The organism is Chitinophaga sp. 05T412, from assembly GCF_056396465.1.
Genome location: NZ_JBFTLN010000004.1, coordinates 282731 through 308757, shown reverse-complemented (window position 1 = coordinate 308757; position 26027 = coordinate 282731). Strand labels below are relative to the sequence as shown.

The following is a 26027-nucleotide window of genomic DNA, read 5'->3' as shown; positions in this document are numbered from 1 at the left end:
CTTAAAATATTTTATAGGTAAACCCAAGCATCATTTCAGCACCACGCTTGTAACTGCGGTTGATATATTCATTGCCATACCACTTGCCGCCGGTGCCGGGATTGGCATACACCGTTTTTATAGCCGGATTCAGGACATTTTTTGCATAGCCCTTAAAGAATATCCGCTTACTTAATTGCTGACTTAAAATAAAGTCAAGTACGGGCACAGGCTGTGTATACAAATCCGGTTCCCCGGTGAGGTTGATCTGTATCAACCGCTCCCCTACCATATTGAAGGTGGCGGTAAAGTCTGTCCCGTATTTTTTGTTATTATAGTTCAACCAGGCATTAATAGAATACGGCGCCTGCTCAAACAGCGGGCTGTTTTTGGGGGTATATCTATCCAACGAACGATTCGCTTTAAAACGCTCTGCAGATTTTTTGATATCACTTTGCGCCAGCAGCAAATTGGACCCGAAGAAAAAGTTGTTCAATGGGGCCCACCATCTCCCCAGATCTTTCACAAGTTCCAGTTCTATGCCCCATACCCGGCCGGTGTTGGGATCATTCTGGAATTGAATAGTAGGAAACTCCGGATAGGTGGCGGCCAAACCATCTGTTTTCAGGTTAAACACTTTCACCAACTGATGCTGGATACGTTTCCCAAAAGCAGAAACAGCAATCACCTCTCCTCTGTTAGGAAACCATTCCCAACGAAAGTCCAGGTTCTCTGTATACTGATTTACCAGCCCCGGGTTTCCAACAACCAATCCCATCTGGAATGCATCAAATTCGAATACGTTCGTGATCTCCCGCAACTCAGGTCTGGCCAATGTCGTATTGAAGGCGGTACGGAAATTCATATTCCGGTTGAGCGTGTAGGTTATGTTTGCCGAATAATAGGGTTTATAGGTTGTTTTATAGGCCGCATTTGGCTCCGCGGGCACTAATGGGATCTGTGCACCTCCAGGCCCGGGAACGGTCAGCGCAGGGTCCAGGAATACATTTGAAGTATCCACTGCGGAACCAATATCTGTCATTTCAAAACGCACGCCTCCTGCAATCCGCAATTGCTCCGTCACCTGGAGATCCAGCATCCCGTAAAAGGCATTGGTTTCATAATAACCGCTATAGTTGTTGGGCGACTTCCGGCTGTTGTACATAAAGCCGCTTACCGGCGCCATCCCGTCGCCCTGTTGCCCCGTAGATAACTTTACACCCACGATCTCATTACCCACCAGGCGATCCGGATTACCTTCCACATCGTACAGTGGAATAGCTTTGTCGCGGTTAAAATTGGAGCCAGGCAACATCAGCAGGTTCTCCGTAAATGTGCGGTCACGGAAAAGGTAATTGACACCTGTTTTAAACTCCTGCCGCTGACCAAACATTTTGAATGGAAGCGCGAGGTCTGCTTTATAGTTATAGTTGACCTCATCCAGCTTCCGCCAGCGGCGACCATTCGGCTCCGCCTGAATAGTGCCATAGGAGCCAAATCCATTCACATAACCTGACGTAAGCGCATATAGATGTTCCGAATAAGCAAACCGCTCACCATTCTCTCCGGCTAAAGCGGGACGTCTGTACCAACCGCCGCCTCTGGGCATATAATCAGCCAGACTGATAAACCGAAAATCCGGATTATTCTGTGCGGAACGCGAAGAGGCAAGACTGTAACTTAACCGTGGAGAATAAACACCGGGAAGGAATTTGTGCTCCCCTTGCAGATTAAAAGTATTGAGATTCCGGAATGATTGTTTCAACGAATAAATGGTACTATTTACCTCACCCGGCAAACCAGTATATTCATACTTTCCCTGCAGGTGAGTGGCGATGTTTTCTCCTCCCCAACTACCCACATACTGCATGCTGATTTCATGACGGGAAGAAAAACGGTAGGTCAATCCGGTCAACACCCCGTAGTTGATGGTTTCTGTGCCGGTGTTTTCCTTATAAGTCTGATACTTGCCCATATACAGACTATTGGGTGTGATGTAATTAGGGATATTGCGAAAGCTGTACACATCAGGATTTCCTGTTACTACCCCCTGATAAATACTATACTGCGTCAGATCTCCTCCCTGAATATCTGTTATCCGGCGGTAATAATTTCCCCCCAGGATCAACCCAAGTTTATGCTTCTTAAATACGGTGAACCGGTTTCCATAAGTAGCCGAGTACAGTTGGTTTGCCGGCGCTTTCTTATACCGCGTAGTCATAACGGGGTCAAACCCCTGCATGATCTTGTTGACCCGGTCTACCTCACGCCAGCCATCGAGACTGTAATGACTATTCCGCACCATCCGCTGTATACCATCAGGGCCATCAGGATACTGTTGCGCCAGGGCCTTAAATTCCGGGGAAAGATTTTTGCGGTTGATACGCGTACCCAGGAAGCCCATTTCGCTGTTCCAGAAGCTATTGAAACTTCCGCCCATGCCAACATTGGAATTAAAACCCGTTTGAGCCACCACTTCAAGCGTAAGGCTATCCGGAACTGATTTTGTTTTCAATTCTACAATGCCGGCAGCGGCATCAGCTGGTTTATCAGGTGTGACCGTTTTGTAGATGGTGATATTGTCCAGCAGGGAAGCCGGTACCAGATCCAGCGGGATCGCACTTTTATCCGGATCGGAAGAAGCCAGGCGTACGCCGTTGAGCTGGCCGATCACACTTCTATCGCCAAGACCCCGCACCGCCACATATTTATCATCGGTGACCGTTACCCCGGCCACTCTTTGCAGCGCCTGTGTAGTAGTGATACTGGCGGTCCGTTCGATCTGCTGTGCGGAAATGGCATCCTGTACAATCGCCGCGCGGCGGCGTTCATCCAATACCGCCATTTCGGTGTTAGTGTTACGGCGGGCCTCCACCGTTACCTCATTCAAAGTGGAAGAAGTAGATTTAAGTACTACTATTAGACTACCATTCGGCGCATTGGCTGTTACCTCCGCCATTTTGTAACCCATCATGGAGAACTGCAATGTTGCTCCCGGTGGCACTGCGATGGAAAACAATCCGTCGCCATCACTGATAACACCAGTCTGACGACCTTTCACCCTGATCGTAACACCCGGCAGCGGTGTTTTATTATTATCCAGCACTTTACCGGATATTTTTAACTGTTGTTCACCACGCTGCGGAGCATCATCAGAAGCCGTTTTGCGTATCACAATTTTGCCATTCATCATCCGCCATGCAAACCCGTTTGAATGAAGCACCTTCTCCAGTATGACAGATACCGGCTGATTGGTAAATGCAGACGTAAAAGTGTTCTTTACTTCCTTTAATTCACTCGGTTGATAATAGAAAGGGATGCCACTGGCAGTTTCCAGTTTTTTCAGACAACTGAGCAGGTCTTCCTTTTCGAAGCGGATACTCAGCCTGGGATCGGAAGACTGCCAGGCATATGACCCTGTTGTAAAGGATAAGGATAAAAGACACAACAGTAGTATCCTATAGCATTGCTGGTGATAAAGTAACCTTGTTAAAAGTTTTCCCATTATTATTTTTCTTTAGTTTCAGGCATGCCGCTACCGTTTACTGCATTTCCATGCAATATTTTTTATCAATAACCGAAAGCCTGTTTATTTTTTAATAACCACAGTATTATCCCTGGTGATGGTATATTTCAAACCGGACGAAAAACATACTACATCCAGTATTTCTTTTCCTGATTCATGACTTTTAAATGCACCACTAAAAGTGGCTCCTTTTTTAATCGCATTAGGATGAATGCTGATCTTTATATCATAATGTTGCTGCAAGGCTTTCAATACCTCTTCAAGCGCTGTTTCCTTGAACACCAGTACGTTTCCGGTCCATGCTGTTTCAGCGGCCGCGTCTACTTTTTCCATCACGTTAAACTGTCCGGAAACATCATTGTAAAGCACCTCCTGGTTGGCAGTCAAAATAGTTCGCATCTGGTCACCACACCGGACCTGTACTTTACCCGTAGCTACCGTTACACCAACATCGTGTTGCGATGGGACATTCCGCACTTCAAAAGAGGTACCCAGTACTTTGATATCTAACCTGCCACTGGCCACCGTAAAGGGCTGTTTCTCATTGTGGGCAACACTAAAGAAGGCAATCCCGGACAGTTTGGCTCTCCGCGAATAACCACGATAGCGGGATGGATAGCTGATAGATGAGTTGGGCGCAAGATTCACGATACTACCATCGGGCAACACCACCCGTTTGATCTCGTACGGTCCTGTAACGTCTTCATTCCAGGCAATAGGAAACAACCGGTCCATGATATCATAACGGAACAGGAAACCCGCTGCTGTTATCCCTGCCAGGATAACCCACATAGCAGCCACTCTGAACCACCAGGATCTTTTAGCATAAAATGCATTGTTGCTGTGAATGATTGGACGCTCCCCGGAATACCGATCGAGCGCGCTCCAGATGCGCTCTTTCGTTTCCTGCTTCTCATGGTCCGGGAATTCCACTTCTTCTGATTCAGACAATAACATATAGGCCTCTACCATCTTCTTTTCGTGTTCCGATGCCTCCTCCCGGAGGAATCTTTCGAACAAGGCGGATAACTGATCTCTATTCATTCTTTACTCCAATACATTAAAAAATAAAAGGCGCTTTATTATAAGCGCCTTTTATTCGAATATAGTACCGGTGTCCAATGTTAAGGGAACATTATGTCTTTTAGCAGCAACAGCAATACCGATTCAAAAACCGGTTTCCTCAAACGGGAAAGCGCCATCGTCAACTGATTCTTCACCGTTTGTTCTGAAAGATTCAACTTTTGCGCGATTGCTTTGACAGAATAGTCTTCCTCCCGGCTTAATTTATAAATCTGCTGCATCCGTTCAGGAAGGTTACTGACTTCCTTATTGATTAATTCATTGAGATCCGCCAACGATAATTTTTCCAGTGCCCCGCTGAACACTGGCAGTGTATATTCTGTAACGGGAGATATTTCTTCATTTCCCGCCGAGATATTCTTTAATGCAGCGATCACCTCATAGTAAACGGACCTATACAGATATGCCTGTAGCGACAACTGAATATTTCTCGCACTACGATGTTCCCATATCTTCATAAAAACATGCTGTACAACGTCTTCAGCATCCTGCTTCGACTTCAAACGTTTCCATGCAAATGCGTAAAGACCTTCCCAGTGCTTTTCGAATAAAATCCGAAACGCGCCGGCATCTCCCTCCTTTATTCGATCCAGTAATTGATGGTCATCTAAAACATTCTCCATATTATGCAACGGTAATAAGCTGTATAAAGATAAAGTTCATTACCTTTTTATGCAGTCAAAATAGGGGCTAACAGATAACTTATTGTAAACTTAACATTCACGGGTATTTTTATCAGGGTGTTGCTTCCCTCGCTTCCAGTATCTGTACATCATCTGAATAAGTGAATGCCGGGTATCGTGGTCTCGATGGATCAGTACTTGTAACAAGTCCTCCCGCGATAAACACTTTATTACCAACGGTTACGGCCGAAGTAAATCTGCCGGCGCCCACAATACGCATGGAATACGTCTCGGTAAAAGGCCGCTTGCAGACTGCCACGGTAGAAATAGTATCCTCCCCACCGGCAACAACCAGTATGTTACCCACATTGGTAAACCCGGATCTTGTTCGTCCTCCTCCTCCGTATATTGTTATCAGGAAGTTTCCATTCTGTGGTTTCGGATACAGCTCTATGTATCTCGCCTCCACTGCATCGCTGGGTGGCCAAACCAAAAACGGGTCCCCTCCTGCCAGATACACGGTGGTATCCACTACTACACCTTGTATACCCATCTTCGGATATCGGATCGCATCATAAGTCCATTTGTTGGTAGTCGTTTCATAAGCTTGCACCCAGTTCAGCGGTTCATCTCTCGCTCCCTTTGGAACAGCTGCCGCCCCACCAATAAATATTGCCTGGGTACCTTTTGTCACGGCCGCACCACCCCACATCGCCTTGCTGAGTTTCAACTCACTCCATTGACCGTTAGCCGCATCATATACATCTATCACATCACTGGCTGTTACGGCGCCATCTATCTTACCGCCCGCGAAATAAGCTTTTGTGCCTACAACAGTAGCCGCAATATGAGATCTCGGCACACGCAGCCTGGCCGCACTCCATTGCTGTGTTTCCAGATCATAGATATCTATTGCTCCACAGATCTTCTCCGTTGCTTTTCCATTCACGATGGTCATGGTATTTCCTCCTGCAAAAATTACTTTTTTGCCCACGGTAACAGCCGCTTTTTCATAGGCCGCCTCGCTCAGCTGTGCAACACTCCAGGTTCCGGATGCGATGTCATAAATATCAACCGTACTAACACCACCACCAGAAACAATGGGGTTGCCTGGAGATATTAGTCCATGTACATTGATGTCATTTCCTCCGGCAAAAAATACTTTGCCGCCAGCTTGTGCAAGGGTAATACGAGTCCTCGGTTTGCTGAGCTTTAAAGTACCCGCCGGATCAATGAAGGAAAATATCGGATTGCCGCCGGCAGATGCCACTACCGGGCGGTCAACCGGCTTTTCCATTTTTTTGACTCCTTTGTGCAGGAAGCAATGAATACAGCCACAGTCATGCCTAACAGCATGCTGCTAATTGTTTTGTTCATGTTATTGGTTTTTAAATGTAAGTACGCAGGCCGTTGCGACCATGATTACCATAAAAAAAAGACGCTTAATGTAAAGCGTCTGAAAACTCCGGTAGGTACCATGCGGGAATGTTATGTGATTATTAACACGGCTTGAGAAGTGGCAGCAATGATGGTTAACTTAGCATAAATAGCGTTTTTTAACACGTTGGAATATCGTCATCGGCTAACGATTTTATAAAAACCCCTGATATAACAACAATAAAAAATGCCGGTGATTGAATCACCGGCATTTTTTATTTAGAAATGTTACTACACCACTTTTGTAAAACAAAATGATCAATGGCTTTTACGGAACGGGGCAAGAAAAATCTTAATCCCTCAAAAGCTTTGTCAGGTATACCGTGAAAGAACTCTTTACACTTACTTTTTTCGAACCACGAACATTGCCATTAAAAGGCGGGAGCTGTTCCCCTGTTGATGCACCTTCAATAGAATCAGGGTTTTCATCATAAGCGGCATTAAAACGAAAACTACCGACAATCTTTACATAATTTCCAACATCCTGTATCTGCGTCAAAGTAAGATATACCTTGCTGTTAGCAGCATCCTTATCTGTATCGAAATAAGTTTGGTACATGGTTGTACTGTAGGTTTTAGTTTTAACATCATTCTCTACTACAAATGAACCAAAACCACCTGCTTGCTCAACGCCCGTTTGAAGAGTTACCGGCATCACAATAGCGGCTTTATAGGAGGTGCCATCCTTTCCAACTACCGTACCGCCAACTGTAAGTGGGCTGACACTGGTGGTGGTGAATTTCAGAAACCCAAGTGCCACATCCTCTTCTCCGGATACCTGTATGCTTTTACTCTCATCACCAGATACCTCAGCAGATACGGTATTAATGTATTTATTGTTGCTTGCCGCTTTTTGCGCCTGGCTGTTTTCACTAACATGCAGTAAGCCTGTAAAAAGGATACCACAAAGAAATTTACGAATCATTTTTGGATCGATTAAGGCGCAATGATAAGCAAATAAAAAACTTTACAGATGGAAATTTATCTTCCCAATCTCCTTACACCTACCCGAAGAATTTACTACAACCCTGTCTGCCGGTCTTCTGATTAACGATAACTTCCGCAATGGCAATCAACTGCGGTCTATATAATAGAAACAACCGCTACCGTTGATATATCTGCAGAAAAAGCTGGCAAAAAAATGTGAACCGGTTTGGAGAAAAAGCATTACAGCTCAATGACTACATAGCAGCCATTCACAAGGGCATCTGGAAGGGATTGAAAGAGAAAAAAGTAGCGATAGACAGCTATTCCAGGACGCTTCAAAAAGCTTACTTAGCCAATTTGATGGCGGTAGTTCTTGCTAAAACGCCTGAAATGTCAGAAACGGATGCCTCCTCCATCATGAAAGCCGATATGCTTTTACTGGAACAGGAAATTAAAACAGCCATTCCCAATACTTCAGATGCCATGAGCAGAATTCATTTAGAAGATCTGTAAAACAGGATTTCCAATTTACAGAATGCAAAAACCACCCCGTAATTATCTATGAAAGCCAAGGGCCTTTTTGCGAAAGCAAGGCGGCCTTTTTTTTAGATCCCCGGGGATATCGATAAGCCTACTCACCGGAACCCGGCCACATATGATTTAATTCAACTATTTAATTATAACAAAAATAATTTACCTTAGCTATCCTCCTTTTCAAGGCATTTACCCGGTGATGGCGCACAATCAGCTGTGCTAATTTTGGCAGAAACGGATTTTGTGAAATTGAATATTTTTATCTCTTAAGTAAAAAATATGGAAGGCTACAATAGTTACAGAATACCAGTTCCTTCGGCATATGAAGCGCTTTTCTCTCATTTTTACTTTGCAGAAAATAAATCCGGAGCCACCATTGTTCAAACCCTGATGCCATCTTATCAAACCATGATGGTGTTCTGCTTTGGCAATCCGGCCTCACTCCTCTCGAAAAACGGAGATGAAATTACCGTAGATAAATGCATTGTGCTCGGACCAGTCAAGCACGCTTTTACCTATTCACTCCCACCCGATGGCGAGATATTCGTATGTAATTTCAAAGACGACACCTTTTTCAGGTTTTTTGGAAATATACATCTGACGCAGGATACGGCATTACATCCCGACAAATTATTAAATAACAATTGCTTTACCGCCCTATGGTCACAACTCAATAAAACAACGGATAATGAAAGCCGGATACAGCTAATCCTTGAATTCTCTGGCCCCTATTTACAAGGTCGTAATCCCCTTGCAGAACAACTCGCCGACTTTGACCGGGAAACTTTTAGCCCGATAAAAGGGGTATCTAAGGAAAATAAATTATCTGAAAGAGCTGTTCAGATTAACCATAAGAAATACTTTGGCTATACCGCAAAAGAGCTATACCGGTATAATCGTTTCCTGAAGGCTATTAAAATTATTCAAACCATTTCGGCTGAAAACACCAAAGTAGATTGGTTTGAGGTAATAGACCAATGTGGCTATTATGATCAAAGTCAACTGATCCGGGATTTCAATCACTATCTCCATCTGAGCCCTGCAAAATATCTGAAGTTCCAGGAAGCCATTTGTAACCCCAGAGATTAACGCAAACTACCCCAACTGTACTTAATCTGCGGCCAAAAGCCAGGCGGCCGATTGCTCCTTCCCTTTCGTTTTCTTACAATTTTACCGGCATGATTCATTGCAATTTTACCATGTAATCAGCAGCAAGAAATAGATAACAGTCACCAGACACTGCTTTCGTTTTCTTACAATTTTACTGTCTGATGAAGATTGAATTTTGACATATAACAACAAATTTATGAAACAGGCAAACCTTTTAATTACAGGAGCAACAGGCACTGTAGGCACTCAATTAGTTAAAAACCTGGTAAACGGGAATACACCATTTAGAGCACTTGCCCGTACAAAAGACCAGGGAGATTTATTGCGTAATTTACCGCAAGCAGAGATTATCGTTGGTGATTTATCAGACAAGGACAGCCTGGCGCAGGCGTTACAAGGGATTGAAAAAGCATTCCTGCTGACCAACTCTTCCGAACACGCAGAGCAATTGCAGTTAAACTTTGTAGATGCAGCTCATGCCGCCGGCGTAAAGCACATCGTCAAACTGTCACAGTTCGCCGCAGACCCATCCTCCCCCGTTCGCTTTCTTCGCTATCATGCCACCGTAGAGAACAAGATTAAAGAATTAGGTATTAATTATACTTTTCTTCGCCCCAATCTGTTCATGCAGGGCTTAATAGGTTTTGCCCACTACATCAAATATGAGCATCAATTTTATGGAGCCCTTGGAAACGCTGTTGTTAGCGCAGTGGATATAAGAGATATTGCCGCAATAGCTGCTAAAGCATTAACTGAACCCGGACACGAAAACAAAATCTATAACATTACCGGTAACGAGGCGCTCACTCATTATCAGATGGCGGAAATACTCTCCCGGGTATTGGGAAAAGAGATAGCATATATAGATTTGAACCCGGAACAAATGCGGGAAGCATTAATTCCTGCCGGGTTTCCCGAATGGCAGGCAGATGGTTTGATAGAAGACTATGCTCACTATTCCAAAGGCGAGGCCAGCGCTGTTTATCACACCGTTAATGATATCACAGGAAAAGCTGCCATCAATTTTGAGCAATTTGTCAGAGATTACAAAAACGTCTTCTGTTAATCACCCTTTCCCACTGCTTTTCCATTAATAAGCAGTGGGAAATCGACCTGAAACCTGGAGAAAGTCCGTCGTAGCCTAATCCGCATTCGTTTCATGAAATTTCATCAACAGCAGCGTGAGCACCAGTGTAATAAATAGCGTCGCTCCCAACAGGCTACCCATCAGGTAGCCGAGGAATAATAGTAGTGTACTCATGATGATGGATTTAATTTCCAGCGCCGGTGTGTCCAGAGCCAGTAATCGGGTGAGGTACGAATATCTTGTTCCAGTAATTCATTAAACCGGCGCGTAATCTCATGATAGGCCGTAACGCCGGGTGTATCTGTGATGAGGGAGAAAGAAACCTGCCAGCGATTAGCCGTTGTTTTTTTAACAGCCGCATACACCACCACAGCATCCATGGCAACAGCCAATCTCTCCGCGCCGGTTAATACGCTGGTGGGCTGGTGTAGAAATTGCACCTGATGCTGGGCGCCCTTGGCTGGCGATTGGTCAGCCACAAATATGTAGGCGCCCGGTATATGCTGATGTGTGAGCATAAAGCGCGCAGCCCGTTCCATGGGAATCACCTGCAACCCAAAACGGGTACGTATTCTATGTACTAAGCGCCCAAAGAATCGATTGGATAGCGGTTTATAAACTGCATACATATTCATGGAGTAATACAATGGAAAAGCACCCACTAATTCCCAATTTCCATAATGCCCCATCATAATAATGATGTTCCGCTTCTGCTGGTGATAATGTTCCAATAACTCCGGGTTTTTCATTTTTAACCGCTTCTTGAGGTTTGTCTCCGACACCAGCAGTATCGTTGCCATTTCAACAAACAATTGGCTGAAGTGCCGGTAAAAGGAACCCGCAATACGTTTTATCTCTCCATACGACTTCTCCGGAAACGACCGGGAAAGATTCTGGATCACCACCCCATAACGGTAACGAAATACACGATAAAGTAAAAAATAAATCAATTTCCCCAGACCCCTTACGGTTGGCGCAGTCTGGCAGGATGCTTCACTCATCATAATGCCACAATTGTTAAAAAAAAGTAAAACCTCAAAGTTTACATAGGGGCTTCCTCCCGTCAGGTGTCGGTATATAAGCATTCAGTAAACAAACAGTCTTGATTCTGTTCTTAATAGCAAAGTGACAGCATTTTAAGTTGCCGGATTTGTAAACAACGGAGCAAGATTTGCGCTAAACGGATTATTTATGGCCATAACGTATAGAAATAACACCCATGACATATTGCTACGCGATGATAGGGTAATGGACCGGCAACGACTTTCGTCCGCTGGTCACTGGGAAGATGAGCAACAAATCCAATTTCCCTTCCTGGATTTCAATTTCCGGGAGCAGTACATGGAAGGGACCCATATCGGATATTGCCGCATCAATGTACATGAAACAGTGCATTTATCTACCGATAAACAGGCCCCTATGCCAGGATTGGTATATGTACAAAAGGGCCAGCTGATCACCTATGCGCATGGCAGTAAATCACCGATGCCGTTTACATCGAAGGAGTATAATATTCTCATCAATCCATACAGTGCTCAGGAAACTACGTTCCTTAAACAGCAGCTGGAAGTATTGACGATCAGTTTTCTGCCAGAACGTTTCCTGGATTTAATCAGTAACATCGGTCCCACTATGGATAAGGTGGGAGATAGTATTGCCGGCAATGGCATAATTCCCACATTGGGAAAAGAAGAGATGTGCATCACGCCGCGTATGCAGGCACTGATCACAGAAATGATGAACTGCCGCTATGCCGGCGGTCTCCGTAAACTCTTTATTCATGCAAAAGCCATTGAGCTGCTGCAATTGCACTGCGAACAACAGGAACAAATACATAGCGGAAAGAAAACAAATGTCAAGCTTTTTCCGGCAGATATAGAAAAACTGAAACAGGCGAAAGAAATACTCCTGAGCGATATTCAGCACCCACCTTCTTTAACAGCATTAGGCCGGCAAACAGGATTGAATGAATTTAAGCTGAAGTCGGGCTTCAGGATGTTGTTTAATAACTCTGTATTTGGCTACCTGCGGGATCATCGCCTGCAATATGCCCGGCAATTGATTCACGACAGCCAGCTGTCGATGACGGAAATAGCCTATGAAACAGGATATAGCACCCTGCCGCATTTCAGCAATGAGTTCCGGAAAAAATTCGGTACTAATCCTTCAAAGCTCCGTAGCAACTAATCGTATCGGGATACAGTCATCAACGCAAAACCGCAAATAACGGATTTCTTACGGTGATAAGACTTTCTACTTTTGAATCATCAAATCATTCAAAAAACTACAAAAATGGAAAGTCAAAAAACAAAAGAAGAACTGAACAAAGCGGTGGTAGTTCGTTGGTTTACTCATTTCTGGGGACCTACTGTGGATCTATCTATTGTAGATGAAATTGCAGCGCCTGATATGTTGCTCAAATATTCATTACATGAGCCACGCCAGGGCCGTGAAGACATCAAAAATTTCATGACAGATTTCCGTGCTGCTTTTCCTGACCTTAACTTCTGGGGAGCTGCAGATTTAATTGCAGAAGGCGATTATGTGGTGGGACAATGGCAAGGTGGTGGCACACACACAGGAACTGCTTTCAGCGATTTTCTGGCAGGCGCCCTTCCTGAAGCCACCGGACGAAAAATGCACTTCACCGGTACTACGGTACTAAAAGTAGTTGACGGAAAGATTGTGGAAGAAATTGGTCTTGATGACGGCGTTACCGCATTAACGCAGCTGGGTTTAATTAAAACCGCGTAACCATCTTCATAAATAAAAAAGGTCGGGAAAATGAAATACCCGGCCTTTTTTATTCATACCTACTTCCTGCAAGAAAGCAATTTCCGGGTTTTATCTCCTACCGAATGAAACTACCTTCGCTAATATTAATATACGCAACTAATGGAAACGCAACAGGAATACGATTACAACAGGATTGCAGCTGCCATCAGCTTCTTCAAAGAAAACTATAAATCGCAACCGAAGCTGGAAGAAGTGGCGGACCATGTGCATCTGAGCCCCTTTCATTTTCAAAGAATGTTTCAGCATTGGACAGGTGTCACCCCTAAGCAATTCCTGCAATATTTGACGGCCGGATACGCTAAAGACATGCTAAAGCGTACAAAGATGAGTTTATTCGATGCCGCCTTCGAAGTAGGCCTGTCCAGTACAAGCCGGTTACATGACCTGTTTGTAAAGATAGAAGGCATGACACCCGGCGAATATAAAAATGGTGGCGACGCGCTGAAAATTAATTACTCTTTTGCTGATAGTCCGTTTGGAGAAATACTGGTAGCCACTACTCCCAAAGGAGTTTGCCATATGTCGTTTGTTGACAATGGCCGCCAGGTTGCCTTTGATGAATTAAAAATCATTTTCCCCAATGCCACCTACCAGCAGGTAGTAGACCGGGTTCAACAAAACGCATTATTCCTCTTTACGCAGGACTGGAGTAAATTAGACGAAATAAAACTCCATCTGAAAGGAACCGATTTTCAGATCAAAGTCTGGGAAACCTTGCTGAAGGTCCCTACCGGAGGATTTATAACATACAGGGATTTGGCAGCGAATGCCGGGCACGAAGGAGCATCCAGGGCTGTAGGAACCGCCGTTGGACACAATCCTGTGGCATTTCTTATTCCATGCCATCGTGTGATTAAATCTACCGGAGAAATTGGCCAGTATCACTGGGGGGCTGTGCGAAAAAATGCCATCATCGGTTGGGAAGCATCCCGCCAGGCGATTATACAGGGATAAGCCACCATACTACTTTATTAGCCTCCCAAACTATTAATTTCCCTCTTAGCTCCGGTACAAAATCAACTTTCCAACTGATTTTTTTCTTGTCTATTTCAAATAATGATCGTTATCTTGCCTCCAATTTACGTTTGTTACACCTAATGCGATCGGCAACATTTTAATGCCTTCCTTGTCCCGGTCATACCCTGGTTAACAACGCGAAACAAATGAACTATATACTGGTATTGAGCGTAATCAAGTATTTCTTATAAATCTGATATATGAAAAAGGTTTTTCTTCTGTGCATGGCATCCGCTGCTTTAATATTATCAAACTCTTGTTCTAAGAATAACGGAAACAGCAATCCCCCACCCCCTCCTAAACCTGTGGATGAAAAAATAACGTATGAATTTTTGAAAAAAGAGGTAATTAATTTTAAAGTATATAAAGGATCGCCCGGCGGAGGAACTGATATTACGGGAGCTTCAGTACCCGACTCATTTTGGAACGCTATAAAACTCCGAAGCGGCTACTACGACAAACTGATTGTATTTAAGGACTCCATTAATGAATTGCCCCGTGAATATGAGAAAAACAATTTTAACTTCCGTACAAGCAATGACACCATCTATCAATGGAATAGATATGCTGATTTTTGGCAGCTATATGGTATAAATAAAAAGGACACTATTGAGCATTACATGTGCTTTTACAATTTCCAAAAATCAACGCCACCATATTTCTATGCAGATAATGGCCATAATGATGGTATAGTGGATGATACGCAGTATTTTAATGATACCCCACATTTTTTTAGAGGGCCCGGCGAAATGAAAAGTAAAGATGATGTGGTAGCCTTGTATAACATAAAATATATTTATGTTAAGAAGAAATAAATGAAGGATTCAACACCTTACAACAATAAGTAGGTGCAAACTACTAAACAAAAACGGTTCACTTTCGTGAACCGTTTTTGTTTAGTAGTAATAAGTATCGAACCTGCACTTCGCTTCCGAAACAGACTTTAACGTCTATTGCAGCGTAACCTTTATAATTTTACTAATATCGGGTAGTGTAGTAAATCCATTGGGATTGGGTACCGCCATAATTGGTTTGCTCTCCGTAAGTGGCGTACCTGCAAGATTGAATTGGGTGATACCTGCACCAGGAAACTGGTTCACAGCGGTACCGTCATCAAATAACCCTATTAGAGATGACACATCTCCTTTCTGCATAGCATCGATATCGCTACCTTTTGTGGCAAAAAACCAGTCATTGGAAAAGCCATACATAGTGGCTATGGCAATTTTATCGCCCTTCGCAACGGCCAGTTGTTGCATTACTTTACCACCGCTGGCCCCATTTATCTTCGGAAGTAATACAGTGGTATTATCAGCTTTAAGTACGTACACACTTTTCACACCTGCCTTACTTTTCAACGCTCCTGCTAAAACATCCGCATTTCCCTTCTGAGCGAGCTCTTTCAGACCTTCTCCCCGATCATTTTCACCTGTTTTATAAAAAGGATTTTCTGCTCCGTTATATACCACTACCAGTACCGGGGACAATGGAGTAAAAATGCCTGTCATACTCGTCAGATAAGTACTCAAAGGGCCATTATCTCCCATTTCCGCAATATTGGTAAGCCCGTTTGCCGTAGGTTTATTGGCAGCATATACAGGTGCTGGCAATAGCAAATTATCACCGGCAACATAGGATATAGCCCAAACGCCCGGGCTGAAAGGGGTTTCATTGGCAGTACCACCTGAATTATTCATGATGGTAATGGTGAATTGGGAATTACCGATATAAGCCAGTGATACTTTCATGAGCCGGGAGGCTGGCAGATAGGTATTCCCATAGTCATCAGTACCATTAACTTCTTTTATATTCTTCACAGTGGCTTCTGCAGTTCCGGGATGCGTTACACTCATACCTGGCGCCTGATTTACCCGTGTACCATTATCCCATAATTTTATTTGATCTGATACATCACCTGTTATAGGTGTGCCATCATCATTATAGAGCTTAATTCCCGGATTAGCGGGCGCAAAAAACAAGTCATTGCTCCATCCATACATGGACGCAAACGTAAGCGACTGCTTTTTTGCGGCCGAAAAAGAAAAAGACACGGACTGTCCGGGAAAAATAACTGGTGGAGTTCCCGTACCTTTAAATGTCCCCGACTCTACCAGGGGCCTGCTATCCAGTACGTTTTCAATACTGATGGTATTAGGTTGTAACACCGTGCCATTATCATTTTTGTCGCAGGATGCAAGCGTAATCATTGAAGTCAGCACGACTAACAGTTTGGGTGTGTTCCAATTCATGGTCTTTTATTTTTGATAGAACAAAGGAACATAACCAGTATCCCAAAGAGATTGCAGAATTATAACAAAAGTATCACAGTGCAATTAATCTGATTTTTTTGTTGAATTTTGAATACGTAATTATAACCGCTCCATATGCATAAAGTACTTCTGATAGAAGATGATCCTAATATTGTAGAATTGCTGACGATCCACCTAAAGGATCTCAGCTGCGAAGTAGTTTCCGCTATCAATGGGCAAACCGGCCTTACCATGGCAAAAGAACAATCTTTCCATCTCATTATACTGGATCTTATGCTGCCCGGCCTGAATGGCATGGAGATATGCCGCAGGGTCAGACAAGACGATCGTCAAACGCCTATACTCATCCTGTCTGCCAAGTCAGAAGAGATCGATAAAGTGCTGGGATTAGAAACCGGTGCAGATGATTACCTGACCAAGCCTTTTAGTGTACGGGAATTTATAGCCAGAGTGAAAGTGATTTTCCGAAGGCAGGAAGAAAGCATACAAATCCAGGAAGCGGTACTGGCTTCTTCTTTAATCAAAATCGGAGGGCTGGAAATTGATATTGATAAAAGAAAAGTTACCCTGAATGACAACAGGATTGATTTGTCGCCGAAAGAATTTGACCTCATCACGTTGTTGGCTGCAAATCCGGGCAAGAGCTATAGTAGGCAACGATTGCTGACCCTCGTATGGGGCTATGATTTTGGGGGATACGAACACACCGTAAACTCCCACATTAACCGGCTTCGGGGAAAAATAGAGGAAGATATCTCCAATCCGAAATTTATTCTGACTACCTGGGGAATAGGTTATCGCTTTAACGAACAACTATAAAACAACATTATGCCTGTTAAAACGATCAGAGGCAATCTGTTATTCTGGAAAATAGCTGCCGTATTTTCAATACTGCTGGTCATATTAGGTGGCGTATTTATGATGATTGCATCAAAGCTCTCAAGATCTTATTATACCATGGCGCACCAGGAATTATACGGCAATGTAGCTTCACACCTGGCTTCTTTCACACATCCTTTGAAAGATGGAAAACCAGATACCACGGTAACCCACGACATTATCCACTCCATCATGGTGGCCAATCCAAGCGTAGAGGTTTACCTCCTCGATACAACCGGAAAAATTACAGACTACGTAGTTCCGGACAAATCCGTCCGGAGACACCAGGTAGATATCTCAAAAGTAAAAGAATGGCTCGCTGTAAAAAAGGGAGAACGTCCGCTGGGAGATAACCCCAAGCAGCCAGACGAGCCTGGAATATTCTCGGCTGCACCGTTATATGAAAATGGAAAACTGAGCGGCTATGTCTATGCCGTATTGGCTAGTGAGAAACAACAACAGATATTAAAGACCCTCAATAGTGATTTGTACTATCACCTGGGGATGTATATTTTCCTTTCAGCGCTGCTGATAGCTTTTATCGTGGGTATCATCACCTTTTTGCTGATCACGAACAGTATCCAGCAGATTGTGGTAGTAGTAAAAAGGTTTAAAGAGGGAGATTACACGGCAAGAATTGAGGGAAATGCGAAAGGAGACCTGGGCATACTTACCTCAACATTCAACGAAATGGCCGACGTGATCGTCGGGAACTTCGATAAGATTACCGCCACCGATAAATTCCGGCAGGAACTTATTGCCAATGTTTCCCATGATCTGCGGACACCATTGTCTATCATGCAGGGTTTTTCGGAAACCCTGTTAATAAAGGATGATAGCCTTTCTTCAGATGAAAAAAACAAGTATCTCTCGGTTGTTTTGGAGAGCTCAAAAAAATTATCTGTGCTGGTCGAGCAATTATTTCAATATGCAAAGCTGGAAGCTAACCAGGTGAACGCCGAAAAAGAGCCATTCCTAATCAGTGAGCTGATCTCCGATATACTAGTCGCCTATCAACTCAAAGCGAGGGAAAGGCATATCAGCCTGAGTCTTGATACTGAGGAGGCACTTCCCCTTGTATTTGCAGATATTGCCCTGACCGAAAGAGTGGTACAAAACCTGATCGATAATGCCTTTAAATTCACCCCCGATGCTGGCAGTATCACCATCGAGTTGAAGCAAGCGGGCGAAGGGGTACAGGTAAAGGTCATAGACACAGGTATTGGTATCGCTCCGGAAGACCAGGCTTATATATTCGACCGATATAAACAGCTTCGCAACGGTGAATTATCAAAAAAAGGAATGGGCATTGGTCTGGCCATCGTAAAGAAAATTCTAGATCTGCATCAATCCTCGATAGAAGTCATTAGTGCTCCCGGCAAAGGAGCCAGATTTTGGTTTATTCTTCCCGTGGTTGCCAGGGCTGATATTTCCGAACAGTAAAGCTTATAACCATTTAGCAACAATGCTTTTCAACGAAGTGATCAAACCTGAAATAGCGGGATTGGTATCTACCAAAGTTTGAAGCTTTGTTTCGCCTGTTGATACAACGCTCTCTATTCTCCTTCCAAAAACGCCTTCACAGTCTTGTTTCACAAACAGCAGAGCAACGATACCTGGCTTTCCTTTAAAAATATCCACAGGTGGTGCAACGCGTACCCCAAAATCAAATCGCCCGTTACCTGGGTGTATCGCCGGAATTTCTCAGCAAAGTCAGGAACACGCTACAAAAAAGGAAACGATAACCTGATCTCCCCTTAATACTTAATTGTACCATACCCCAAAGCTCCGTGAATTTACTTTTGGGCCCTATGAACCAGTTTAAGAAATAGCATTAACCTACATTAAGTATTCTCATTAAAGCAAGCGGCCCGGGATAATCCCGGGCCGCTTGCTTTAATGAGAATACTGATGATAGCTACTCTCTGATGAAAGCTAATAAGTCTTTATTGATCGTAGCTGCTTCTGTTGTTGGCATACCATGGGGAAATCCCGGGTAAGTAATCAGCCGGCCATTTTTCAACAGCGCTGCCGCCTTTACACCGGTAATAGTATAAGGAACAATCTGATCATCTTCACCGTGCATCACGAGCACAGGAATCTCAACGCTCTTAAGGTCCTCCGTAAAATCTGTTTCAGAAAATGCCTTGATGCAGTCATAATGTGCCTTTATCGCACCCATCATTCCCTGACGCCACCAATTGTCCATAATCCCCTGAGACTTCTTTGCCCCCTCGCGGTTATAGCCATAGAACGGAATCGTGAAATCCTGAAAATACTGCTGCCTGTTGGTAGCTGTATTGGCTCGTATTTCATCGAAAACAGTCAATGGAACACCCTCCGGATTATTGTCGTTCTGCACCATGATTGGTGTCACAGCGCTGACAAGCACCGCTTTGGCCACACGCCCTTTTCCATATTTAGCGACGTAACGTATTACCTCTCCTCCACCTGTTGAATGACCAATATGCACCGCGTTTTTTAAATCCAGTGCATGGACCAGTTCCGCTACATCAGCTGCATAGGTATCCATGTCGTGCCCTACAGCAGTTTGACTGGAGCGTCCATGTCCCCGGCGATCAAACGCAATGACCCTGAATCCCTGGTTCAGGAAATAAATCATCTGACCATCCCAATCGTCGCCCGATAATGGCCATCCATGGTGGAAAACAAGGGGTTGCCCTGTTCCCCAATCTTTGTAATAGATTTCGGTACCGTCTTTTACTGTAATCTTGCTCATTTTTTTAAGTTTAGTGATTAAATGATCAGAAAATATTCCTGTTCACCAGGTAAGAAACGACCAGGCTGGAGCTTGTTAGATTTGTGGCTTTCCAGTATCCTCAATCGTACAACAAAAATCGTTTACCTACCAGCCATCACCCAATAATCTAGATTAAGAATTAGGATTAATATAGATTAAGAATCAGTGGTATCGAAGGGGCCTATTGTTACGCTGATTTTCACGACAAGATGTTAACTCATAGCCGTCATTACCGCCAACGAGTCCATATAATCGCGCCAATGAACAATTCTTCTGTTCCTGATGGGAAGCTATTGAACTGTTGTTGATCGCCCGCCCGGACTTGCAGGATTTCCTATTTGATTTCAATGAGCTTTATAAAATCGATCTGGAAGTATTCATGCTCAAAAATTTCCATTATAACGCACCAATGACGAATTTTGCTAAATTCACAGGAAGAAGTCTGACTGCTTTCAAAAGGGATTTTGTAACCGTATTTAATACTCCTCCCGGAAAATGGATGAAGGAAAAACGTCTTGAAGAGGCCTACTACCTCATTCATCAAAAAAACAAAAAGGCCTCCGACATTTATCTTGACCTGGGTTTTGAAAATCTATCACACTTCTATACGTGCTTCAAAAAGAAGTACGGTGTAACACCCACTGAAAGCTTAATCATCAAAAAGTAATCACCATGAATTACGAACAAAAAATTCAGGAAGCGGAAGATCGCCAATCCATTCGTGACTTAGTAGACAGCTACGCCTACTGCGCTGATACCAGAAACGCACAGGGACAAATGGCATTATTCACGGAAGATACCAGGTTTGAAGTATACTTTGATCCGAAGTCCGATACCCCTTCACAGATTATTAGCAGCAGAGCTGATCTATTTCCTGCGTTTGATAACCTGAACAACTACAACGCTACCATGCATTTTAACGGGCAAAGCACTATAAAGCTGAATGGCAACAGCGCTATCGGCACCACTTATTGCATGGCACATCACTTAACAACAGACAACGGCGTACAAAAACTAATGGTAGCTGCTATACGTTACCACGACACTTTTGTAAAACAAAATGATCAATGGTTCTTCGCGGAACGGAAGCTGTTGGTTTCCTGGATAGAGAATAGATAAATAGATTAAGGTTTCGGGATAAAGGACAGGTCATGAAACACGCTGGCCAGACCTCATACTTTCATACAGGGACAAAGACGTATCTCGTGTGAACAGCTGGAAAATATGCACGAAACACTTATATCATATATTAATGCCCATGCCTCCACGCCACCTAGCGATCAGGAAATCGGGCTTATCAAGGACATTTTTGTGCCAAGAAGGATCAGAAAAAAGCAATACTTTTTACAGGAAGGAGAAGTATGGAAGTACATGGGATTCATTGCGAAAGGAGCAATGCGCATGTACAGCGTGGACGACAAAGGCATGGACCATGTGCTTAGCTTGTTTATTGAAAACTGGTGGGCGGGTGACCGGGAGAGTTTCATTATGCTTACCCCCACCATCTATAACATCGCAGCCTGGGAAGATACAGACCTTAAACGCATCCGGGAGATTCTTGGCAAAAAAGCAAGACGCCATTGCAATTGAGCTTGGCGACGATTGGACTCAAAAGAAAATCTCACTTCTTGAGTCTAAAGAAGTGATCGGGCCTTAAAATGCTGAACGAAAAGCAAGGCGGGAAAAAATAGTTGCAATTATATACCGTTTTTAAGCGGACTTTAAACTGCAAAACAGATGAAAACCTATTTTTTCATCTGCCAGTACGCGCTGGTACCCGGCTTACGCTCATCGGTAGCTTTCACCAGTAACGTATCCCCTTTTTCCAGGTCTCCGAAAATTTCCACTCCACTATCGTTGTTGATTCCTTGCCTGATATTGATCCACTCAGCCTTACCATCTTTTACTCTGATAACAAATTTTCGTTCCTGCGTAGTAGCAATAGCTGAAGTAGGAAGAATGAATGACGGGGTGGCACGTTCAATTCCAATTTTTACATAGGCAAAGGCACCGGCTTTAAGGAGATGGTTACTATTATCTACCTGAAATTCCCAAAGCTCTGTTCGTGTTGCCGGGTCTATTGTTTCAGATTTACGGGTAAGAACTGCTTTAAACCGCTGTGTAGGATAAGCATCTACTCTAAAATCAATATCTTTTGATGCACTACCCGCAGCTACATACATTTCAGGCATCGCAGCCCGTAAACGCAGTATCCGGTTATTCTGCACAGTTAGCAGCATGGCGTTGGTGCCCACCAGTGAACCGGGATCTGCTTTTCTGGCGGTAATTACTCCGTCAAAAGGGGCAGTAATGTATAAATACCCGGAAACATCTTTATTGGTTTGCGCCGCTCTGCTGGCAGCCAGATAAGTAGCACTATCTGCCAACATCTGGTTACGGCTACGCTCCAGATCAACAGGTGCGACTATGCCTGGTGTATTCGCCTGTGATGCCCTATATAATCTTTCATAATTATCTTTACTGGAAGCCCATTTAGCTTTGGCTGATTGCAAACTGGCAACTGATTCCGCAACCCGGCTGTTTATTTCGGGGGCTTCTATTATAGCAAGGGTTTGCCCCTTTTTCACCTTGTCGCCCAGATCCACTTTCATTTCCCTGACAAAGCCCTGCACTTTGGCAAATAGTTCTGCATTTTCATAGGGTATCAGCTCTGCCGGCAACTCCACCGTTTTCTTTACAGTGTCCTGCTGTAAAAGGAATACCGGTACCGTATCCTGCGCATTATTCGCATTGGCTACTTCCGGCCCTTTGGGACTACCGCAAGACGCCAGTATAGCAACTAAACTTATGGAAGCGACTGATCGCATATAATTGAACTTGTTGTTTATATTATTTGTCATAATTAGCACTGTTTATATCATCAGGATCAAGGGATACATATTTATATGGCTTTCTTCCCGCGATTAATTGATAGATATGAGGAAGGAAAAACAAAACGCTGATAGCGGAGAATAAAAGGCCGCCTATAACAGCAATGCCTAAAGGGGCCGTTTGATCACCGCCTTCTGATAAGCCCAGCGCCATAGGGATCATACCGGCAATCATAGCAACACTGGTCATTAGAATAGGACGCAGGCGATTTTCTGCGGCCAGCATATATGATGAATTGTCCCCCCCTCTCCTGTAATGTTCTGCATTGGTAATAAAAAGTACCGCATTGGCGATGGCTACACCTACCGCCATAATAGTGCCCATGTAAGACTGGATATTTAAAGACCCACCTGATATGAAGAGGAAAAGTAATGAGCCTGTTACTACTGCTGGTATAATGGACAACGTAGCGAGTGCAATACGGAAAGATTGAAAATAAACAGCCATCACCAGGAATATAACGATCACGGCAACCAACAACCCAAACTGTAAGCTGGTAAGCGTTTGCTGCAATAACTCTGGCTGTCCGCGCAACAGTATCTTAGCGCCATTGGGAAGCTTGCCCATGCTGGTAATCGCCTCATTTACTTTTTTGAATACACTGCCAGGATCCTGTTTATGGACATTGGCCGTGATGGTAACATAACGTTGCTGATTCAGTCTGTCATATTCACCGGATACGGTTGTACGCTTCCAGGAAGCTACCTCATTAAGGTAGTGAGTATTTCCAACCGCACCAGATATGGGAATAGCTTCTAACTGTGCGGTGCTGTTCATTTTGTATTCAGGATATTGCACCTGTACCTGATAAGCGGTACCTGTAGCCTTATCCAACCAATAGCTGGGAGACGTAAAGCGGCTCGAAGAGGTAGCAGCAACAACAGACCGGGCTATCTGCTCACTGCTGATACCCAACTGACCGGCCTTTATCCGGTCTATGTCCAGCCGGATAGCAGGATAGTCCAGCGGTGTTCCAATCTGAAGATCACGTAAAGCGGGAATCGCGGCCAATTTTTGCATTAACTGCTGGGCCGTTTTCCTTCCATCAGCCAGATTACGGTTTACCACAGCTATTTCTACCGGATTTGTACTTCCTAAATTCAGTACCTGTTCAACGATATCTCCCGGTTCAAAAGATATTTTAACCCCAGGCATCTCCTGCTTAACAGCAACTCGTAATTTCTCCCGGAACGTTTCGATAGGGATCACTCCCTTTTTTAGTTTTATCCGGGTAACGGATTCCTGCGGTCCCCCCGTCCATAAATGAATATAGTTTACCGGATAGCTGGATGGCTGCGTACCAATAAATGCAGAACTAATTTCTGTATTTCCTTTTCCCACAATACTATCTGACAGTAATAACAGTTTTCGGGTAGCGTCCTCTGTCCGCTCAAAGCGGCTCCCAACGGGTAAGCGTAAACGTATCTGCGTTTGTCCGCTGTCTGTTTGCGGGAAAAGTTCAGTACCGGTAAAAATGAATAATAAAGTGACCATCGCCAGGGACACTATCAAAAATAGTGTAGCCACCAGGCCAAAACTGGATTGTATACGTTGTCCGGCAGCGGTATATCGTTGTTTTATCCAGTGGAAAAAACCTTCCTGTTGCTTTAGTTCCTTTTCGTTTAAATGTTCTTTAAGCCACCAGTTTGATACTACCGGGACAAAGGTTTGTGATAACAGGAAGGAGGCTATCATGGCAAATCCAACGGCCAGTGATAATGGCATAAACAAGGCTTTGGGTACACCATTCATGAACATCGCAGGAACAAATACTGCGAGAATACTTAACAGAATAAGCAATTTAGGGCCTGCTATTTCTTTCGTAGCATCTGCAATAGCCCTCGCCTTCCCCTTGCCCGCTTCCATATGCCGATGAATATTTTCAATCGTTACGGTAGCCTCATCTACTAATATCCCTACTGATAATGCCAATCCACCCAAGGTCATAATATTGATAGTCTGCCCGGTCAGATAAAGTAAAGTGGCAGAAGTAAGTAATGCGAGAGGAATAGTCAGTATAACAATGAGTGAACTGCGGCGATCTCCCAAAAATAATAATACCATCAAACCGGTGAGAATGGCGCCCAGCCCACCTTCAAACAACAGGCTTTTCAGGGAGTTAATCACGTATCCCGACTGGTCAAATTCGTAAGTTACCTTAATATCTGAGGGGATGGCAGCCTGCATATCCGGCAACCCTGCTTTCACTCTTTGTACCACATCCCAGGTAGAGGCATCTGCACGTTTGGTAACAGGAATATAAACAGACCGCTTACCGTTTACCAATGCGTAGCTGGTAGTAACGTCAGCGCCCATACTTACGTTGGCAATATCTTTTATATACACAGCCGGTCCTGCACCTAGCTGTAAGGGTGCATTCTGTAAATCCTGCAATGTTTCAATGACGCTGTTCTGCGGCGTGATATAGGTAGTGTCGCCAATGCGTATGTTACCGGCAGGTGAAATAGTATTGAACTTCACTAATGTTTGTACTACCTGATCCGGTGAGAGATTATACCCTCTCATCTTATCCGGATCTACGGTGATCAACACCGTTTTTTGATTACCTCCAAATGGTGGGGGTGCTGACACGCCTGGCAACGTTGAAAACATCGGGCGCACTTTGAACAACGCCAGATCAGATATCTCACTTAATGAACGGCTTTCAGAACTAAACACCAATTGCCCCACGGGAACACTGCCGGCATCAAAGCGGGTGACAAATGGGGGTACTGTTCCGGGAGGCATAAAGGCGCGGGATCGGTTTACATATCCCACTACTTCCGCCATTGCCTGACTCATATCTGTACCTTCGTTAAATTCTATTTTGATGATAGCAGCTCCCTGTATGCTTTTAGATTCCACATATTTAACACCGGTGATATAAAGGAAGTGATACTCATAATAGGACGTTACAAAGCCCTCCATCTGTTCGGGAGATAAACCTCCGTATGGTTGTGCTACATAAACTACTGGCAAACCAAGACGGGGAAAGATGTCTATTTTAGTATTTCTGATAGACAGGTACGAAAAAAAGAGTATAGCAATTACGGATACCAAAATAGTGACAGGATGCCGCAATGCCGAAATAATTAGCTTCATAAAA

Annotated in this window: 22 protein-coding genes; 12 read left to right on the top strand and 10 right to left on the bottom strand. The window is 44.0% G+C overall.

The annotated features are described in order from the left end of the window. Position 1: 1 nt before the first annotated feature. From AC1DFM_RS11745 to AC1DFM_RS11725, 5 genes are all read right to left on the bottom strand, one after another. Positions 2 to 3484, bottom strand: coding sequence for a carboxypeptidase-like regulatory domain-containing protein (locus AC1DFM_RS11745; RefSeq protein ID WP_477076918.1), 3483 nt, complete (start codon positions 3482 to 3484; stop codon positions 2 to 4). Between the two features lie 84 nt (positions 3485 to 3568). Beyond that, complete coding sequence (locus AC1DFM_RS11740; protein ID WP_477076917.1) at positions 3569 to 4549, bottom strand: FecR family protein; 981 nt, start codon at positions 4547 to 4549, stop codon at positions 3569 to 3571. An 80-nt stretch (positions 4550 to 4629) separates the two neighbouring features. Beyond that, positions 4630 to 5211 carry an RNA polymerase sigma factor gene (locus AC1DFM_RS11735; protein ID WP_477076916.1) on the bottom strand — a complete coding sequence of 194 codons (582 nt, stop codon included), beginning with the start codon at positions 5209 to 5211 and terminating at the stop codon, positions 4630 to 4632. 112 nt (positions 5212 to 5323) lie between these two features. Then, positions 5324 to 6508: a Kelch repeat-containing protein gene (locus AC1DFM_RS11730; RefSeq protein WP_477076915.1), complete on the bottom strand. Its 1185-nt coding sequence runs from the start codon at positions 6506 to 6508 to the stop codon at positions 5324 to 5326. 432 nt (positions 6509 to 6940) lie between these two features. After that, positions 6941 to 7573: a hypothetical protein gene (locus AC1DFM_RS11725; RefSeq protein ID WP_477076914.1), complete on the bottom strand. Its 633-nt coding sequence runs from the start codon at positions 7571 to 7573 to the stop codon at positions 6941 to 6943. Positions 7574 to 7791: 218 nt separating this feature from the next. Here AC1DFM_RS11725 and AC1DFM_RS11720 point away from each other — a divergent pair, with 218 nt between their 5' ends. From AC1DFM_RS11720 to AC1DFM_RS11710, 3 genes are all read left to right on the top strand, one after another. Then, the gene (locus AC1DFM_RS11720) at positions 7792 to 8088 is read left to right on the top strand and encodes a hypothetical protein (protein ID WP_477076913.1); all 297 of its coding nucleotides are present in this window, start codon (positions 7792 to 7794) and stop codon (positions 8086 to 8088) included. 300 nt (positions 8089 to 8388) lie between these two features. Further along, the gene (locus AC1DFM_RS11715) at positions 8389 to 9198 is read left to right on the top strand and encodes an AraC family transcriptional regulator (RefSeq protein WP_477076912.1); all 810 of its coding nucleotides are present in this window, start codon (positions 8389 to 8391) and stop codon (positions 9196 to 9198) included. Positions 9199 to 9415: 217 nt separating this feature from the next. Then, the gene (locus AC1DFM_RS11710; RefSeq protein ID WP_477076911.1) at positions 9416 to 10285 is read left to right on the top strand and encodes an SDR family oxidoreductase; all 870 of its coding nucleotides are present in this window, start codon (positions 9416 to 9418) and stop codon (positions 10283 to 10285) included. Between the two features lie 191 nt (positions 10286 to 10476). On the opposite strand, the gene AC1DFM_RS11705 is transcribed toward AC1DFM_RS11710, so the two are convergent. Further along, positions 10477 to 11310, bottom strand: a complete 834-nt coding sequence (locus AC1DFM_RS11705; protein ID WP_477076910.1) for a lysophospholipid acyltransferase family protein — start codon at positions 11308 to 11310, stop codon at positions 10477 to 10479. 187 nt (positions 11311 to 11497) lie between these two features. Between AC1DFM_RS11705 and AC1DFM_RS11700 the strand changes: the two genes are divergently transcribed. From AC1DFM_RS11700 to AC1DFM_RS11685, 4 genes are all read left to right on the top strand, one after another. Next, positions 11498 to 12493, top strand: a complete 996-nt coding sequence (locus tag AC1DFM_RS11700; protein WP_477076909.1) for a helix-turn-helix transcriptional regulator — start codon at positions 11498 to 11500, stop codon at positions 12491 to 12493. Between the two features lie 105 nt (positions 12494 to 12598). Then, positions 12599 to 13060 carry an ester cyclase gene (locus tag AC1DFM_RS11695; RefSeq protein WP_477076908.1) on the top strand — a complete coding sequence of 154 codons (462 nt, stop codon included), beginning with the start codon at positions 12599 to 12601 and terminating at the stop codon, positions 13058 to 13060. Between the two features lie 141 nt (positions 13061 to 13201). Further along, positions 13202 to 14056, top strand: coding sequence for a methylated-DNA--[protein]-cysteine S-methyltransferase (locus AC1DFM_RS11690; RefSeq protein ID WP_477076907.1), 855 nt, complete (start codon positions 13202 to 13204; stop codon positions 14054 to 14056). Between the two features lie 263 nt (positions 14057 to 14319). Continuing rightward, positions 14320 to 14934: a hypothetical protein gene (locus tag AC1DFM_RS11685; RefSeq protein ID WP_477076906.1), complete on the top strand. Its 615-nt coding sequence runs from the start codon at positions 14320 to 14322 to the stop codon at positions 14932 to 14934. A gap of 135 nt (positions 14935 to 15069) precedes the next feature. On the opposite strand, the gene AC1DFM_RS11680 is transcribed toward AC1DFM_RS11685, so the two are convergent. Next, positions 15070 to 16368 carry a spondin domain-containing protein gene (locus tag AC1DFM_RS11680; RefSeq protein WP_477076905.1) on the bottom strand — a complete coding sequence of 433 codons (1299 nt, stop codon included), beginning with the start codon at positions 16366 to 16368 and terminating at the stop codon, positions 15070 to 15072. A gap of 135 nt (positions 16369 to 16503) precedes the next feature. Here AC1DFM_RS11680 and AC1DFM_RS11675 point away from each other — a divergent pair, with 135 nt between their 5' ends. After that, complete coding sequence (locus tag AC1DFM_RS11675) at positions 16504 to 17208, top strand: response regulator transcription factor (protein WP_477076904.1); 705 nt, start codon at positions 16504 to 16506, stop codon at positions 17206 to 17208. A gap of 9 nt (positions 17209 to 17217) precedes the next feature. Beyond that, positions 17218 to 18711 (top strand): sensor histidine kinase, encoded by a 1494-nt coding sequence (locus AC1DFM_RS11670; RefSeq protein WP_477076903.1) that lies wholly within the window; start codon positions 17218 to 17220, stop codon positions 18709 to 18711. A 475-nt stretch (positions 18712 to 19186) separates the two neighbouring features. On the opposite strand, the gene AC1DFM_RS11665 is transcribed toward AC1DFM_RS11670, so the two are convergent. Continuing rightward, on the bottom strand, positions 19187 to 20008 hold the full coding sequence (locus tag AC1DFM_RS11665; protein ID WP_477076902.1) for an alpha/beta fold hydrolase: 822 nt from the start codon (positions 20006 to 20008) through the stop codon (positions 19187 to 19189). Positions 20009 to 20438: 430 nt separating this feature from the next. Between AC1DFM_RS11665 and AC1DFM_RS11660 the strand changes: the two genes are divergently transcribed. From AC1DFM_RS11660 to AC1DFM_RS11650, 3 genes are all read left to right on the top strand, one after another. After that, positions 20439 to 20696, top strand: coding sequence for a helix-turn-helix domain-containing protein (locus AC1DFM_RS11660; protein ID WP_477076901.1), 258 nt, complete (start codon positions 20439 to 20441; stop codon positions 20694 to 20696). A 5-nt stretch (positions 20697 to 20701) separates the two neighbouring features. Then, the gene (locus AC1DFM_RS11655) at positions 20702 to 21148 is read left to right on the top strand and encodes a nuclear transport factor 2 family protein (protein WP_477076900.1); all 447 of its coding nucleotides are present in this window, start codon (positions 20702 to 20704) and stop codon (positions 21146 to 21148) included. A gap of 105 nt (positions 21149 to 21253) precedes the next feature. Beyond that, on the top strand, positions 21254 to 21619 hold the full coding sequence (locus AC1DFM_RS11650; protein WP_477076899.1) for a Crp/Fnr family transcriptional regulator: 366 nt from the start codon (positions 21254 to 21256) through the stop codon (positions 21617 to 21619). 155 nt (positions 21620 to 21774) lie between these two features. On the opposite strand, the gene AC1DFM_RS11645 is transcribed toward AC1DFM_RS11650, so the two are convergent. Further along, on the bottom strand, positions 21775 to 22890 hold the full coding sequence (locus AC1DFM_RS11645) for an efflux RND transporter periplasmic adaptor subunit (protein WP_477076898.1): 1116 nt from the start codon (positions 22888 to 22890) through the stop codon (positions 21775 to 21777). Next, a complete protein-coding gene (locus AC1DFM_RS11640; protein ID WP_477076897.1) occupies positions 22880 to 26023 on the bottom strand; it encodes an efflux RND transporter permease subunit in 3144 nt (1047 codons plus the stop codon). Before AC1DFM_RS11640 ends, AC1DFM_RS11645 begins: the two co-directional genes overlap by 11 nt. Positions 26024 to 26027 lie beyond the last annotated feature (4 nt).